At 30.3% G+C, this 15,280-nt stretch carries 16 protein-coding genes; all 16 read right to left on the reverse strand.

The genetic code is table 11. The annotated features are described in order from the left end of the window. Nucleotides 1–13 precede the first annotated feature (13 nt). Complete coding sequence (locus B5G32_RS07520; protein WP_087936308.1) at nt 14–511, reverse strand: GyrI-like domain-containing protein; 498 nt, start codon at nt 509–511, stop codon at nt 14–16. Nucleotides 512–621: 110 nt separating this feature from the next. After that, on the reverse strand, nt 622–1,572 hold the full coding sequence (fmt, locus tag B5G32_RS07525) for a methionyl-tRNA formyltransferase (RefSeq protein ID WP_087936309.1): 951 nt from the start codon (nt 1,570–1,572) through the stop codon (nt 622–624). Nucleotides 1,573–1,634: 62 nt separating this feature from the next. Continuing rightward, nucleotides 1,635–3,047 (reverse strand): ROK family protein, encoded by a 1,413-nt coding sequence (locus tag B5G32_RS07530; protein ID WP_087936310.1) that lies wholly within the window; start codon nt 3,045–3,047, stop codon nt 1,635–1,637. A gap of 133 nt (nt 3,048–3,180) precedes the next feature. Then, nucleotides 3,181–4,131 carry an Abi family protein gene (locus B5G32_RS07535; RefSeq protein ID WP_087936311.1) on the reverse strand — a complete coding sequence of 317 codons (951 nt, stop codon included), beginning with the start codon at nt 4,129–4,131 and terminating at the stop codon, nt 3,181–3,183. A gap of 213 nt (nt 4,132–4,344) precedes the next feature. Next, entirely contained in the window at nt 4,345–5,361 is a 1,017-nt protein-coding gene (locus B5G32_RS07540; RefSeq protein WP_087936312.1) for a CapA family protein, read from the reverse strand. Nucleotides 5,362–5,370: 9 nt separating this feature from the next. Continuing rightward, nucleotides 5,371–6,129, reverse strand: coding sequence for a MurR/RpiR family transcriptional regulator (locus B5G32_RS07545; RefSeq protein WP_087936313.1), 759 nt, complete (start codon nt 6,127–6,129; stop codon nt 5,371–5,373). Between the two features lie 122 nt (nt 6,130–6,251). Further along, complete coding sequence (locus B5G32_RS07550) at nt 6,252–6,644, reverse strand: DUF5301 domain-containing protein (protein WP_158093992.1); 393 nt, start codon at nt 6,642–6,644, stop codon at nt 6,252–6,254. Between the two features lie 28 nt (nt 6,645–6,672). Further along, nucleotides 6,673–6,900, reverse strand: a complete 228-nt coding sequence (locus tag B5G32_RS07555) for a phosphopantetheine-binding protein (protein WP_087297983.1) — start codon at nt 6,898–6,900, stop codon at nt 6,673–6,675. 4 nt (nt 6,901–6,904) lie between these two features. Further along, complete coding sequence (locus B5G32_RS07560) at nt 6,905–8,086, reverse strand: diaminopimelate decarboxylase family protein (RefSeq protein WP_087936315.1); 1,182 nt, start codon at nt 8,084–8,086, stop codon at nt 6,905–6,907. Then, entirely contained in the window at nt 8,079–9,587 is a 1,509-nt protein-coding gene (locus B5G32_RS07565; protein WP_087936316.1) for an amino acid adenylation domain-containing protein, read from the reverse strand. Before B5G32_RS07565 ends, B5G32_RS07560 begins: the two co-directional genes overlap by 8 nt. 1 nt (nt 9,588) lies before the next feature. After that, nucleotides 9,589–10,710 carry a hypothetical protein gene (locus tag B5G32_RS07570; RefSeq protein WP_087936317.1) on the reverse strand — a complete coding sequence of 374 codons (1,122 nt, stop codon included), beginning with the start codon at nt 10,708–10,710 and terminating at the stop codon, nt 9,589–9,591. Between the two features lie 11 nt (nt 10,711–10,721). After that, entirely contained in the window at nt 10,722–12,080 is a 1,359-nt protein-coding gene (locus B5G32_RS07575) for an MBOAT family O-acyltransferase (protein ID WP_158093993.1), read from the reverse strand. Between the two features lie 438 nt (nt 12,081–12,518). After that, complete coding sequence (locus B5G32_RS07580) at nt 12,519–13,100, reverse strand: TVP38/TMEM64 family protein (protein ID WP_087936319.1); 582 nt, start codon at nt 13,098–13,100, stop codon at nt 12,519–12,521. Between the two features lie 141 nt (nt 13,101–13,241). Then, a complete protein-coding gene (locus B5G32_RS07585) occupies nt 13,242–13,718 on the reverse strand; it encodes a pyridoxamine 5'-phosphate oxidase family protein (RefSeq protein WP_087936320.1) in 477 nt (158 codons plus the stop codon). Between the two features lie 268 nt (nt 13,719–13,986). Further along, nucleotides 13,987–14,676 carry a GSU2403 family nucleotidyltransferase fold protein gene (locus B5G32_RS07590; protein WP_087936321.1) on the reverse strand — a complete coding sequence of 230 codons (690 nt, stop codon included), beginning with the start codon at nt 14,674–14,676 and terminating at the stop codon, nt 13,987–13,989. Beyond that, nucleotides 14,673–14,984 carry a hypothetical protein gene (locus B5G32_RS07595; RefSeq protein ID WP_087936322.1) on the reverse strand — a complete coding sequence of 104 codons (312 nt, stop codon included), beginning with the start codon at nt 14,982–14,984 and terminating at the stop codon, nt 14,673–14,675. The genes B5G32_RS07590 and B5G32_RS07595 overlap by 4 nt, the downstream gene beginning before the upstream one ends. Nucleotides 14,985–15,280 lie beyond the last annotated feature (296 nt).

Consider the following 15,280-nt stretch of genomic DNA (forward strand, 5'->3'; position numbering starts at 1 on the left):
CTTTTCTGTTTTCTTATTTTTTCAATTGAACAGGAATCCAAACCTCACTGTAGGCATAATGATCTTGATGTTCATCCATTTTTGTAAAAGAAAATGATAATGAATATGCCAGTTCATAATCAGAAGTTGGAAGCCACTTAGCATAAATGCTTGCCATTGTGTTTTGTAAAGTTGATGGGAATGGTCCTTCATTTGGAAATACTGCCCATGTAAGTGGAGGAACTGAAAGTTGATCGAATTGATCACTGATATCAACGCATGTCGTTAAGACACCAATCATATGTGTCAGTTGTCCTTTTTCTTCCAGAAAATCAGTATCAGAATCATAAGATACATTCACAATTTCATATGGTTCTATATTTTGTAGTTGATGCAACTCTCTTTTTTGTTCCTCTGTTATTTCACTTGCTAATTGTACAATTTCATTATTCACACCTTCAAATTGAAGTGATACACGTTTACTGACTCCTACAAAACGAAATGCTTCTTTTTGAATGATTTTATAATCCATACTCTTCCTCCTTCAATGGTTATGGTCAAACTGTATGAAAAGTATCTTTTTATACAATAACCTATCTTAAAAATAGGATATCACAAAAAGAAATAAAAAAATACAAAGTTTTATTCAAACTTTGTATCGACTTCAAAAATGCAATGTCCATTCAAATAATCTTTAACAGACATTCTTTTTTTACCTTCTAATTGTAATTCTGTAATCAGATAAACGCCATCATTCACTTTAACTCCAATAGCATCTTTAAAAATCTTGACAATTGTTCCATTGTCCTGATGAGCATGATGTTTCATCGCATTTTCACATTGATGAACCTGTCCTGCCCAGATTTTAACAGTCTTTCCCTGATAAGTTGTATAACTTCCTGGCCATGGATTTGTTCCACGAACTTTATTATAAACTTGTCTAGCAGACATATTCCAGTCAAGACGTTCATCTTCTCTAGAAAGAGTAGGCGCATAAGTCACTAGATTTTCATCTTGAGGTATACGTTGATTTGTTCCCTTTAAAATATCTGGTAATGTTTCTTTTAATAATTCTGCACCTAAATCACTTAAACGATCATATAAAATACCTACTGTATCTTCTTCTAAGATAGGTGTTTCTTTTTGGGCAACCATATCTCCAGCATCCATTTTTTTGACCATATACATAATTGTGACACCTGTTTTCTCTTGTCCATCAATAATAGCCTGATGTACTGGTGCACCCCCACGATATAATGGTAACAATGATGCATGGACATTAATACATCCTAAACGAGGAATATCCAAAACAGCCTGTGGTACAATCTGACCATACGCTGCTGTAATAATCAAATCAGGTTTTAAATCTGCAACTGCCTGGTAATCTTCTTTAATACGTGCAGGTTGAATAACAGGAATATCATATTTTAAAGCTTCTACTTTTACATCTGGCATTGTCAAAACTTTTTTTCTCCCTACATAACGATCAGGCTGAGTGACAACACCAACAATATTGTAATCCTCTTCTATCAGCATTTTCAAAACAGCCAACGAAAATGATGCTGTTCCCATAAATACAATTCTTTCTCTCATTTCATTCACTCACTTTCACTATCTTATAATATTAGGCTATTTTTCCATTTTATACAATCTTTTTAATTCTTTTTTAAATCATTGACACATAGTTTTGTAAGACCATCTAGCATATATGGACTCACTTCTTTAATAGAGTAAAGCTCTGGCATATAATCTTCAGGAATAAATGATAAGAGTTTATTTCTGACTTCATTCATATCATTTGTCATAGGTGAGTACACAGCAATTGCTTCAGGTCCCATAATACATATTGAAGGTAATAATGATTTTGTCACAAGCTCTAATACACCTTCTTGTGTCCATGCCAGTTTTGCACATTCATCAGAAAATTGCATACGATGAATAAAATAACGGACTTCTCCTGCAACCCCATTTCTTCCTGTCACAATCTGACCATGAGAAATAATACCTTGTCCTCCTACACCAAAACCAAATGGTTGTGAGTGAAAGATAATATTTTGATATTCAGGATGTTCCAAAGAAAATCCCACAACTGCAGCATTAGCATTATTACATACTAAAACTTTAATTCCATATTTCTTTTCAAATTCATTTTTTATATCCAGAATTTTTTCATCAGGTGAATTTCTTAACTGTTGGTCATCTTTAACAATTCCTGGTGTTGCAATACCAATCATATCCACATATTGATGTTTTAATAAAACAGTATCAATAATATCATAAAGATCATAAACATTTAAAGAAGGTTTGATAATCATATTATGATCAATAATTTCACAATGATCACTCAAACGATAATAAATTCTTGTTTGTGCCTTATTATTAGAAATCACAATAGATAAAATACGATTTTCATATTCTATACAATGCGTATGATGTTTTTGAACTTCCTGTGTTTTGTTAGTATAATATTCTTCAAGTTCATTTTGTAGAAATCTTAAAGCCCCTGGAGCATCATATGAAGCAAAAACAGTTGTGGGAATCTGAAGGACTAATTTATCTGTTAAACTTTCTTTTAAACGATTCAACATATAACCAATCTGTGGTGCAATCAAAACCACATCATATTTTTCAACTTCTTCATAAATACTTAAATAAGAAACAGCATCAAAATGATAATCCAACCCTAACATTCCTGCCACACTATTTAAGTTCTCTGCAAACATAGACGTTGTCAAACCAGATGAGCATGATAAAAGAACTTGTAAAGTTTTTTCATTTTTTAAACCAACTAATGTTTCTACCATTTCATCAAATAATTGTTTTGCATGATCTTCATCATTCAGCTCAAAATGAAGATAGAATTTCACTGAATCATCTTTTTTAGAAACAATAGAGAACTCTACAATTGTACTTTGTTCAATAACAGTAAAACGAATAGAAGCCTCACCATAATCCGTAACTAATCTGATTAAAGATTCATTATCTTCTACAATCTGATAATCATCATTATATTGTTCTTTAATCCATGATTGAAAATCAAAATCCAATTCCTTTTTCTTAGTATCCATATATTTTCCTCACCTTGATATTTGTTAATAATATTGTATCATTCACCTTTATCAAATAAAACCCTTAAATAAAAAAAGTAGAACAATGCTGGCATTGTTCTACATAAAACTTTCGTTTTTGTCCTTCTACTTATTATATGCATTTTTCGTATAAATAATCAACTATTTTTTTTACAAATTCATAATGAGATACGAGTATATTGTCTTTAATAAAATAATCCCTATGTTTAATAAATCTGACATGAATTAAATCTTTTAATCTGTTAAATTGTTTTTCTTTTAAGACAGAACTCGTACAAACTTCATTAAATAAAAATAAAGTGGCTATAAAATCATGGATTACTGGATTCATAATTTTTTTTCGTCTAGAATTTTTACTGATGTTTGGTATTTTTGTTAATAAAAGCACTAATTCTTTGTTTGGTTCAATTATATTTTTTGTGTTATTGTATAAATGTGTGTGAGTATAGGGTTTTCTTAAAGTGTTTAATAAGCAATTATTATGAGCTGATGCATTTCTAATAAATTTTAAAGGCCATAACAAATGATTTATTGTTCTAGACTTATTTTCTGGATAAAGTTCGTAATATAATTCAAAAAGTTTAATAAAATCACCAAATGAAAGGACTTCTACAATGTTCCATATAGCCCAATTATTTTGGTATTTATGAATCAAATCAGCACATGCAGAATCATTCTTCTTATGATTTATATTTTGTTTAATATATGGATATTTTATAAAAAGTTTATCAATAATATGATATCCATCTTCTTTATCATTGTGAGTTAAATCATTAATTAATTTTACTTTTAAAAAATGCTCTGTATCTAAAGATAGTTTGATAATATATTCCCTTAAATACATATCAAGTTTTGATAATTCCACTAAATATGCAAAATCTAAGTTAATATATACATTTTTTACTTCATTGTATTCAAAAGATTTAGCGAAAGATTTTAACTTAAAGTAATATGTATGGTGTGTCAAATATTGTATAGCAGATTGCTCATTGATAATATTAAACTTAATATTTTTACTCTTTAGATTTATAATTTGTTGTGAAACTGAACACTTTGTGCGCATGATTATTCACCTCCAAGTTATTTTAGCATTGTTTCATTAGATAATGTAAGTGAAAGAATTATATCATTCTTCAATAAAAATGAAATCCTATACCTTTACAAAACATAGAATTGACTTTTTCAATTTACCAAATTTATATATTTTAAACATCATATCATAAAAGCTGTTGACCATATATACTTTATCAACAGCCTAAAGCAGCATGAATTCATGCTATTTGATTTCATTCACTTTTTCTAAAACACGACTGGCATCCTCACCCTCTACAATTGTTGGCTGATAATTATTACGTGATGATACAGATGATATCATACATGGGATGACTTCATGTTCTTCTTGAACCAATTCATTATTTTCAAATGAGAATGTATGCTGATAAATCATTGTATCTTTATCACTAGGATTTTTATTCCCACCAAAACAAAAATTCCCTAAACTATAAACAATCTTCTTACCCTTATATGTTTCAATTCCCTGTAAAACATGAGGATGAGAACCAATAATTAAATCTGCTCCAGCATCAATAGTCTGTTTAGCTAAACTGCGTTGTGATTCCATTGGTGCCTTGTCACGCTCAATACCCCAATGATAATAAACAACCACAATATCACATTGAGCTTTTAAATCACTTATTGCTTTTTTCATTTCAGCAGTGAGTTCATATGGAAAAGCATAACCTAAAAATCCCACTTGAATTCCTTTTACATCCATCATACAACTTTCATCATAGCCAAAATGCTTGATTCCTTTTTCATCCAAAATTGCCTTAGTATCTGTCATACCTTGTTCAAAATGATCTTTAGAATGATTATTAGCTAATGTCACAGCCTCAATATCACCATCAGCCAATATATCAACATATTCAGGTTTCCCCTGAAAAACAAAAGTTTTCTCAGCATAATCTTGGCTTGTTGTAAGTGGACCTTCTAGATTGGCAATCGTTAAATCATCTTTTTCAAAAACATCTTTAACATTCTTGAGATAATAAGCACTATCTTGATTCTGTTTTTCATATTCCTGATCAAAAGATCCTTCATAACCCTGTCCAATATAATTTCCTAAAGTGATATCACCAACAAATGATAAAGTTATTTCTGTCTTCTTTACTTCAGGTTCTTGAATCTCTACTTGCTTTTCTTCATCAACTTGTGATGTCTGTTGTTGACTTTGACAAGCTGTCATCATTAAAATAGTTGTTAATGCTAAAAAATACTGTACTCTTTTTTTCATAACTCTCACTTATTCTTCTTCATAAAATTTTTGATAATATCTGATTCTTAATAAATCTAAAATCATCATTGTCTGATAGCTAAATTCCAAACCATCAAATGTTCCTAAAACATGAACAACGTAATCAGGGCAGACATTTTCGAATTGAACATATTTCATATTTTGAGTCATCAGCACAACATAGGCATCACATAGATGCTGATTGACCATTTTTTTCGCATTTTGTTCCATTGTACGTCCTGTTGCTGTGATAAAGATGACAACATCATCATCAGAAAATTCAAAACGTTTATCAAAATGATGATATTCGATTACTTCTTTTCCCAATGTAATCAAATCGGTCTGAAAATCAACCGCAATACTGCTTGGATATAGTGCTCCCACAATAACAACTCTTTTTGCATGAAAAATCAAATCACAAATCTGATCAATGGTATGTAAAAACTCTTCTTTAGAAAATTTAATATTTAAATGTGATAAAAACTTATCTACAGAAGTATGTAACATTCTGGCATTGATCTGGTCCAAACGAATTTGTTTATCAATGATAAGCTGTTGATGAAACTCTTCATAAGAATGAAATCCAAGATGATAAAAAAAGTCTTGTACTTCTTCTTGAGAACACTTTGATGATTTGATAAATTGTTCTAAATCATATTGACAGATTTCATTATAATGTTTAACCACAAAGCTACCAATACGATACATATGATCATCATTTAAGCAGCCATTTAAATATTTTAAAATACGTGATATTAATATTTCCATCCTTTCCACCCCTTTTTTCTATTATACAACAAAACAAGAATGAAAACTAATATTTCTCCCACTATAAAATAAATCAATCCATACAAAAAGAGGCACTCATGCCTCTAACATACACACTACTCTTATCTAAGATAACGAGTAATACTGTTATATTCATCCTCACTCATCTGATAAATACCATTGTAGGGTTCCTCTATATAATGTTGATTATCTTTCTTATAAAGATAGATAAAGGTTATGTCACCATATTTTGAATGAAACTCAAGTCTAATCTTTTGACTAACATTGAAAGGAGTATTATTCATACTCTCTTGTTGAGTTTTTTTCCCTTTCAAGAGAGTAGCAATATCAGCTATTGCATCTTGATCAGTCAATTCCTGAATGGTCTTTTTTTGAATTAAAACGATACTTTTTATTTTTTTTAGTTGAGGAACCTCAATCTGATAAGTGGTTCTAGATATATACATTCCACATAAAATGCCAATAATAAGCATTATAATTGCTGTTGCTTTCATTCTTTTTTTATAAATATGTACATGTTTTCTATTCATCTTTTAATCTTTGTATCATTTTCCACATAGCTTCTGCTGAATTAAAGTTTTCTGGAACGATATCTGAAGCTCCAATCTGAACATCAAACGTATCATTGATTTCAGCTACAATTTCTAAGATTGCAAATGAATCCAATTCACCATCATCAATCAATGTCTGACATTCTCTAAAATCAATATCACCATCAATTTCTTCTAATAATTCTAATAATTTTTCCATTTTCTTATTCTCCTTTGTAATTTAATATATTTGTTTCAAAACGACTACGTTGTAAACATAATCCATTCTGTTTTGAATAAAGATAAATACTTGGTAAATCACGACTTAAAAAGAGCGATATACCTTCACACATTGCATATGCACCTACTCGTTGAAATTCTAAAATATCTCCAATCTGTGGATTCTCTAAAGGTAAAGCCTTAACCAGATTATCATTGATTGTACACAAAGACCCGGACACATGACATTGAATAATTTGACCATTTCCCTTTTCTTTTTTGATTTGACGATAATGTGGAATTTTCATAGCCATCATCTGACCATAATATGTTATCTGATGCATCCCACCATCAACAATGCAATAGGGAACCTGATTGACTTTATAATCAACAATCTCGGTATAATATTGCCCACAATTAGCTGCAATAAATCTTCCTAATTCCAAAATAATCTGCCCTTGAAAATGAAGTCCCTCTAAAAGTTCTTTAAAACCTTGGAGAAGTTCAACTTCATCATAGACCTGACTTCCATGAAAATATTCCACATAGAAGCCCGGTCCAAACTCCAATTTTTTTGCAACATATCCATACTCTTTTTCTAATCGCTGTAAAAGTGTATCAACATATTTGAGTTCTTGTTCATATAACTTTAATTTTTTTCTTTGAGTTCCAGAAAAATGTTGAATTCCAACAATTTCAACATGAGAATATTGTTGGCGAGACTCAATGAGATGACATATCTCTTTTTCTGACATACCAAACTGATTCCCTGTTGTTATTCTCAGTAATACTGGTACCTGACAATCCAATTTTTTAGCTATTTCATGTATCATAGTAAACTGATGTACAGATTCACTTGTATAAACAAGACAATCACGATATGTCTTCATAACCTTTAAAATATCATCAGCGTTTTTATATACACCCGATAAGACGACTTTTTCCATAGGTATGCCTGCCCTTTTACAAATTTCAAATTCACCATGAGAACAGACTTCATAACAATCAATGATCCCCTCAATACTTTTAATCACAAAGGGATTAGCTTTCATAGCATAACATAACTGTATATTCTTTCCTAATATGCCTTGAATAAACTCTATTCTTTCTTGTAAAACATCTATGTCAAATACATATGCTGGTGTTGCTAAATCTGTGATAACATCCTGATACTGTGGTTTAAACATTGCAATCCTCCTTCATCATTGATTTTAATTTCTGTCTATCAATCTTTCCATTTTTTGTGAGAGGGAACCCATGAACCTTATAAAAAATATTAGGAATCATAAAGGCAGGTAATTCTTTTTTTAAAACACGTGTCAATTCACGACGTTCAATATCACCATCATAGAAAGCAACGATTTTATGATTTTCATAAAGGCAACAAGCTCTTTGAATCGTTTCAACATGTTGCATGGCCTTTTCAATTTCACCCAGCTCAATTCTATGTCCCATATGTTTAATCTGAAAATCTTTACGTGAGGCAAAACATAATTCACCTTGTTTGTTGTAATAACCTAAATCACCAGTACGATAAATGATTTCTCGATAATAAGGATTCAGAGGATTTTGACAAAAAGCCTGGTGTGTCTGTTGTGGATTGTTGTAGTATCCTAGACTGACGGCAGTTCCACTGACACAGATTTCACCCAAGACATCTGGTATTATCACTTCCTGATTGTGTTCATCCAAAAGAAAGACTTTTTCATTTTGAAATGCTTTTCCAATAGGAATGACATCATCCTGATCCATTTGACTTATTATATGATAAGCACAATTACATGTGATTTCTGTTGGCCCATATAAATTAACATACATTGTATCTGGTAAATAAGACTGCCAGATACGAAGCTGTTTCATTGGCATGACTTCACCACTAAACATTACTTTAGATATCTTATGAGGTACTTTATATTCAAACCCTTTCAAAGTTGAAATAATGCAAACAGCTGATACAGCCCAAATAATTGTTGTGACTTCTCTTTCACATAAAAAATCTAACAATTGAGTTGGTATTGAAAAATATTGCCTTGGTATAATTTGCATAGTTGCTCCCGTTTTGATTGTTGAATAAATATCTTTGACGGAGACATCAAAGTCCCAGGGAGCCTGATTTCCAATAACATCATTTTCATTAATATGAAATGTTTTGGTAAATGTTTCAATAAAATCAATCACACTACGATGTGCGACACATACACCTTTAGGAATACCGGTAGAACCTGATGTGAAAATTGTATATAACGGCATTGTATCCGTATGCTGACTCGCAATACTATCTAACTTTTTTAGATTAACATGTCCGTATAAATCTTCTAATAAGATAACATCACTTTCCATTTGTTTCTTTTTGAGTGCCTCTATATATTTTTGAGATGTCACTATCATTTTTGAATCTAACGTCTTCATAATATGATTTAATCTTGTTTGGGGCTGTTTCATATCCAGCAAAACATAAAATCCACCAGCATAAACGACACCAAAAAACAGACAAATCGTATCTACACTCTTTTCCATAAAAATAGGAACTGGCTGCCCTATTGAAATCTTTGAAGCCAATGCACTACCAATCTCCTGTGCTTTTCTATATAGCTCTTCATATGTTATTGATTGATCTATATCTGCAAAAGCAACCTTATCAGGATATTTTCTGGCACTCTCTTTTAAATAATCTAAAACATTATACATTTTATATCTCCTGTTTCTCTATAATTTCTTTAACTTCTTTATAGTTATATCTTCTCTTCTTTCCTAAACGAATCTGCTCATCTGCCCATTTATATATTTTTTCATAAGCTGTCACTTCCTGTTGATAACGTTGAATTATCTTCTCATCATGTTGAGTATCTGATAAATGATACTTTTCATTCAATCGTTTTCCTAAATACATCGTTAGTTTCTTTTGACCATAAATATTCAAATGATTCTGATTATAAAAATCTGTCTGTGGATTTAAGCCAATCTCATCAACATAATCATCCATATCTATATACTCATAACCATATTGATGTATCAAAGCTTTTGCAGCGTTATTACGTTCACGTTCTGGTATCATTTTTTTTGAATAATAACGTGGCATATTGGTAAATAAAATATTTTTTAAACCATGATTTTGACAATAGTCTAATAACTCTTTGAGATGCAGTCCTGATAAACGATACATGGGTCTTTCTTGCGTATGTGTTTTAATAGGAATAGAAGATTTTTGTGGTGTAATTTGAGCTGTTCCTTGAATACCCATTGAAGATAAATGAATATCATCATGATGCGTTAATTCATCTATACTGGCATTGACATTATCTTTGAATTTTGCCCAATTGGAATGATATTTTAAAAATGGAACATAATAAGACAACCGATCATCTTCAGGAACCAGCTCTTGAATTGTCTTGATCTTATTTTGAGAATAAGGCATATTATCAATCCATGCTCTCAAAGATCCTTCCTTGCTTTCAAACTTATCATCATATAATATGCCATTAATATCAATAATAATCACTTTAGGATTTTGAGTCTTTAAAACTTCAATCAGCATTGATTTTGCAAGTCCCATAGGAGCACCATTTGTTCCAAGAGAATAACTCGTATACCCAAACTCTTTAAATGCTAGAGGAGCAGAATAATTCGTAAATGTTGTACTGGCTCCTATCATGACCATATCAAGACTATTGTTTTCTAACTTATAGAAGTTTTTGACACGTACAGCATCAGAACTATATGCCTGACGACACATTACAAAATTCATCCCACAGACCAGACCTGCAATGAGGATTGTCATAATAAAGATTTTAAATTTCTGAAATTTTGTCATATAATTCCTCCTTAAAACTGCATATATACAAATTGTGTTTGATCATATCCTGGACCATACATGCCAAACAATAAAATAATGAGAAATGCAACAAGATAAAGTCCCCAGCGTATCCAGATAGACCTTTTTTCGATACGCTCACGAACACTCTTTTTCTCCTGAAGAATATCTACAATCAATAAAACAATCAACCCTATCAACAAAACAACATAATTTTTACCATTCAATCCAAATGAAACAAGCTCTTTTTTAATATCTAATGGAAATTCATAAAAATGAAAGCATTTAAGAAAAATACGCCATCCATCTGTAAGTGTCACTGCTCTAAAAATAATACATCCTACACAAGTTATCCAAAAGGTACGCAATATCTGAAAGAGCTGAAAGCTACGAGATTGAACAGATATATGTAGCTTTTGATTCAAATAATTCCAAACTGGTTTCATCAGTCCACTGATTGCTATTATGAATCCATAAAAGATTCCCCAGATAATATAATTCCATTGTGCTCCATGCCATACACCCACCAAAAAGAAGACTAGTAAATTTCCTAAAGCGATAGGTAAAGTTCGACCAATGTGTTTACCAAAACGCTTCTTTGCGAATTTTCCTATTTGTCTAACCCCGGGAGTCAATGAGAATGGATAAAAAACATAATCTTTCATCCAACTTCCCAATGACATATGCCATCTTCTCCAAAATTCTGAAACAGTCTTTGAGAAATAAGGACGACGAAAATTCTCTGCCATGGTCATTCCCATTGTCTGTGCACATCCACGTGCAATATCTATACAACCTGAAAAATCAGTATAATCCTGAATAGCATACATAAAGACTCCTAAAGCAACACCCATACCTGAGACATTCATATAATTTTCAAAGACAAAATCAGCTATAACTGCAGCTCTATCAGCAATAATCATTTTCTTAAAATAACCCCATAACATTAACTGTAAGCCAAATTTCAAATCACGATAACTTGCCTTTTTGGGTGCATAAAGTTGGGGAGCCAGATCTTTAAATCTACCAATAGGTCCCTGAAGAATTTGTGGAAAGAAAGACACAAATAAAGCCACTTTTGCCAGATTGCGTTCTGGTTCAATTTTCCCCCAATAAACATCAATAACATAAGACATGGTCTGAAATGTATAGAAAGAAATTCCCAATGGTAAGATCAGATGAAGTGTTGGTATCTGACTTCCCAAAGACAATGTTTCTAATAAATGATTCATATTTTCTGAAAAGAAATTAAAATATTTTAAAAATAATAAGATTCCAAAATTCAATACTAATGTGAGAATCAGTACTCTTTTTCTTTTCAAATGACATTTCTTTTTATATTCTTTTGTTGATGTTTGACTCCTTTCCATCTGATATTGCTTGCCCATATACAGAGTGGCCATATAAGAACTCAGTGTCGTCAACAAAATAAATATCAAGAACTTCACACTTGCATAACAATAAAAAAAGTAACTGGAAAGCAACAGAAAAACCCATTTCCACTTTGCGGGAACAAGAAAGCTTCCGACTAAAACAAATAGGAAAAACAATAAAAAAACCAATGTATTAAAAGCCATAAAATCATTCCTTATCAATCTTATTTTTCATTTCTTTTTTACAAAATTCATCATATAAAATTGTTATGAAATTACTATGGAAATTTTGTGTATTTCTTGTGTACTTTATAAAAGTTTCATTTCAAAAAAAGAAGTCAATCATAACGATTGGCTTCTTTTGATATATCAATATAACATCACTTTAATCAAATCATTTTTATATGTATTAATCTGTACGGCAAAGCTCAACATTTAAAAGAACTGTCCTAAAATGCCTAACAGCTCTTTTATTCCATAAGAATAGAAAAACAATCCTATTGGTTTACAAAGAATATTAATTATCATAAATTTTCTTGTTGACATACTGGTAAGACCAGCAATCATACATAATAAATCATCTGGAAAACCGGGCAACAAAATGGCTAAAGAAAAAAAGATTTCAAATTTTTGACCTTTATCAAGCCATCCAATATATTTATCATATGTTTTTTGATCAGTGACTTTCAATATAAAATTTTGACCATATTTTTTCACTAATCGAAAAACAATATAAGAACCAATAAGCAATCCTACATAATTATATAGAAAGCCTTCAACAGCTCCAAATACAATAACACCTATCCCACTACTGACACCACCAGGGATAATTGGAATAATGACCTGTACAATTTGAATAAGTATGAATATAACAGGTGCGATAACCCCTGTTCTTTTTAAATATAACTGTAGACTTTCTGGATGAGACAAATAATGGGCTTGTCCCAAATAAACAAGAAATAGACATAATGCAACAGTTCCTGCTACTGTTAACCATTTCGTTGATTTTAAAGTCATACTTTCCACCTCAGTAAAAGTATAACCCCAAAAAAAGAATAAAATAATGTACAAATTCTTAATATTTTCTAAATATTTTGTATTTTGACTTATTTTTCTAATTAAAATAAATCAAAGTCGATCATGATTTAGACACACCCTTTATTTTTCATGAATCTTCTTACCTGAAATATGTTCAATTTCAATAGCAACCAGTTGAACACGATCAATACTCTTTTTAATGACATATTCCACTTCTTCTACTGTTGGGAAATATTTTAAAGCTAATGTTCTCGTTTTATCTTCTGTGACTTGACGATCTTCAATCAATTTGGCACGCCCAAAGACAACACAAGAGGATACATAAAAAGCCCAATCTCCCTCTATCAGATAACCATCATCCCATGTTGTCAAACATATTTTATCATTGTTTTTTATTGCATCAATCTTATGTCCAGCTTTTGCACTATGAAAATAAATTTTATTTTCATCTTCATCATAATAAAAATTAATAGGAATTGTATATGGATAACCATCATCTCCATGAACTGATAATGCTGCTCTTCTATTCTTTTTTAATAACTCTTTAGCTTCTTCTACAGAAATCTCATTTTTCACTCTTCTCATGTTTCTAAACATAACAAAATCCTTCCTCTTTCATTATTCCTTTACTCTATTATAAAACAATTCTCTATCAATAGTAAAATGTTAAAAACATGAAAACATGTATTGTATGTATAAAATCTTTAATGAGATATCTTATTTTCATCACTATCTTTAACAAGAGTATATTTTACCTCGAAAATATGAAAACTTTTCTATAAGAAATCATCATATTTTTTCTTCTCGTTTATTTTTTGCATCATTTTTCACAAATGAACAATGAATACGAAAATAGATGAGAATATTATTTCTCATCTATGATATCAAACAGCCTCTCAAGGTTTAAATTATGCAAATTGTTTTTAAATCTTTTTTTCTCTTTTTTAGAAAAGTTCGTATATATTCTTTTCCAGTCTTCAATATATTTATCATTATATTCAATAAAAGATATTAATTTATAGATACTCTCTGTGTCTTTTAACTGCTTTTCAGGTTTTCTGGCATCGTTTATGAGAATTTTATGCATACAATAGGCAACAGGAGTAGGAATTTGCATTTCTATATCGTATTTTTCTAGATAACATGTCATAACATTTTGAGAATCTCCAAACATTTCACATTCCGATAAACACTCAGCATATACATTGAGAGGTTCAATCTTTTCAGTAGGATTCATGTTACGGGTTGTCCTTGTGAGAAATTCAATCTCCAATTCATTACTGAAAAATTTTGTTTTAGGTGGACAACTCGACTCATCAAAAAAGAAGCCATGTTTTTCCATTGTTTTTATAAAATCTAATCTTGTATTAGGTTTTTTCATTTCATGATAATAGAAATCTATATCCGTTGTTCTGATATTAGCTTCATAGCTATCCAATATTTCCTGATAAAATAATTCACACCATGAGCCTATAAGAACGACATATTTTTCAATATGATAATCTTTTAAAATATCAACGACTTCTTTTAAATGATTTGGATTTCTATTTATCATATCATACTCACCATTTTTTCAAGAATAGGTATATCAGATTTAACGCTTTCCAATTCTTTGATTAATTGATGTCTTGTATCAATAAACTCCTGTAATTCCTGTTCCCTTTCTTTTGTATACTTTCCAATGTATTTATCCTTTTTTTCTTTGGAAGAATATACGTATATATATTCTTTTCCAGAAATAATCTTTATTTTTATCTGAGTATAAACATATTCGTCTTTTAATCTTTTTTCAAAAGCATTTTTAGCACGCTGTTTTCTATTAAGTTCTTCTAAAAGAACATCCTTCAAATATAGTAAAGACATACATATCACCCTCGTCTTTCATACTTATATTATACTTAATTATCTAAAAATGTATACATTATTTTATAATTTTATATAAATTTTTAAATTAAGGTTAATTGTAAAAGTAAATTCTACTTTAAAAAATAAAGTGGAATTTAGTCTTACGAATTTTAATGTTATATGCTATTGATTATCTGTTCCTCATTTTCTGGATTAATGATATGAATGAAAATATTTCTAAAAATAAACATATGACCGCTGATCAACGTAATGAGATTTTTACCATGCTAGAAAATGGTGATTCCGTTTCTAAA

This window comes from Massilimicrobiota sp. An80, from assembly GCF_002159255.1.
In the GTDB taxonomy this organism is placed as follows: Bacteria; Bacillota_I; Bacilli_A; order Erysipelotrichales; family Coprobacillaceae; genus Allocoprobacillus; species Allocoprobacillus merdigallinarum.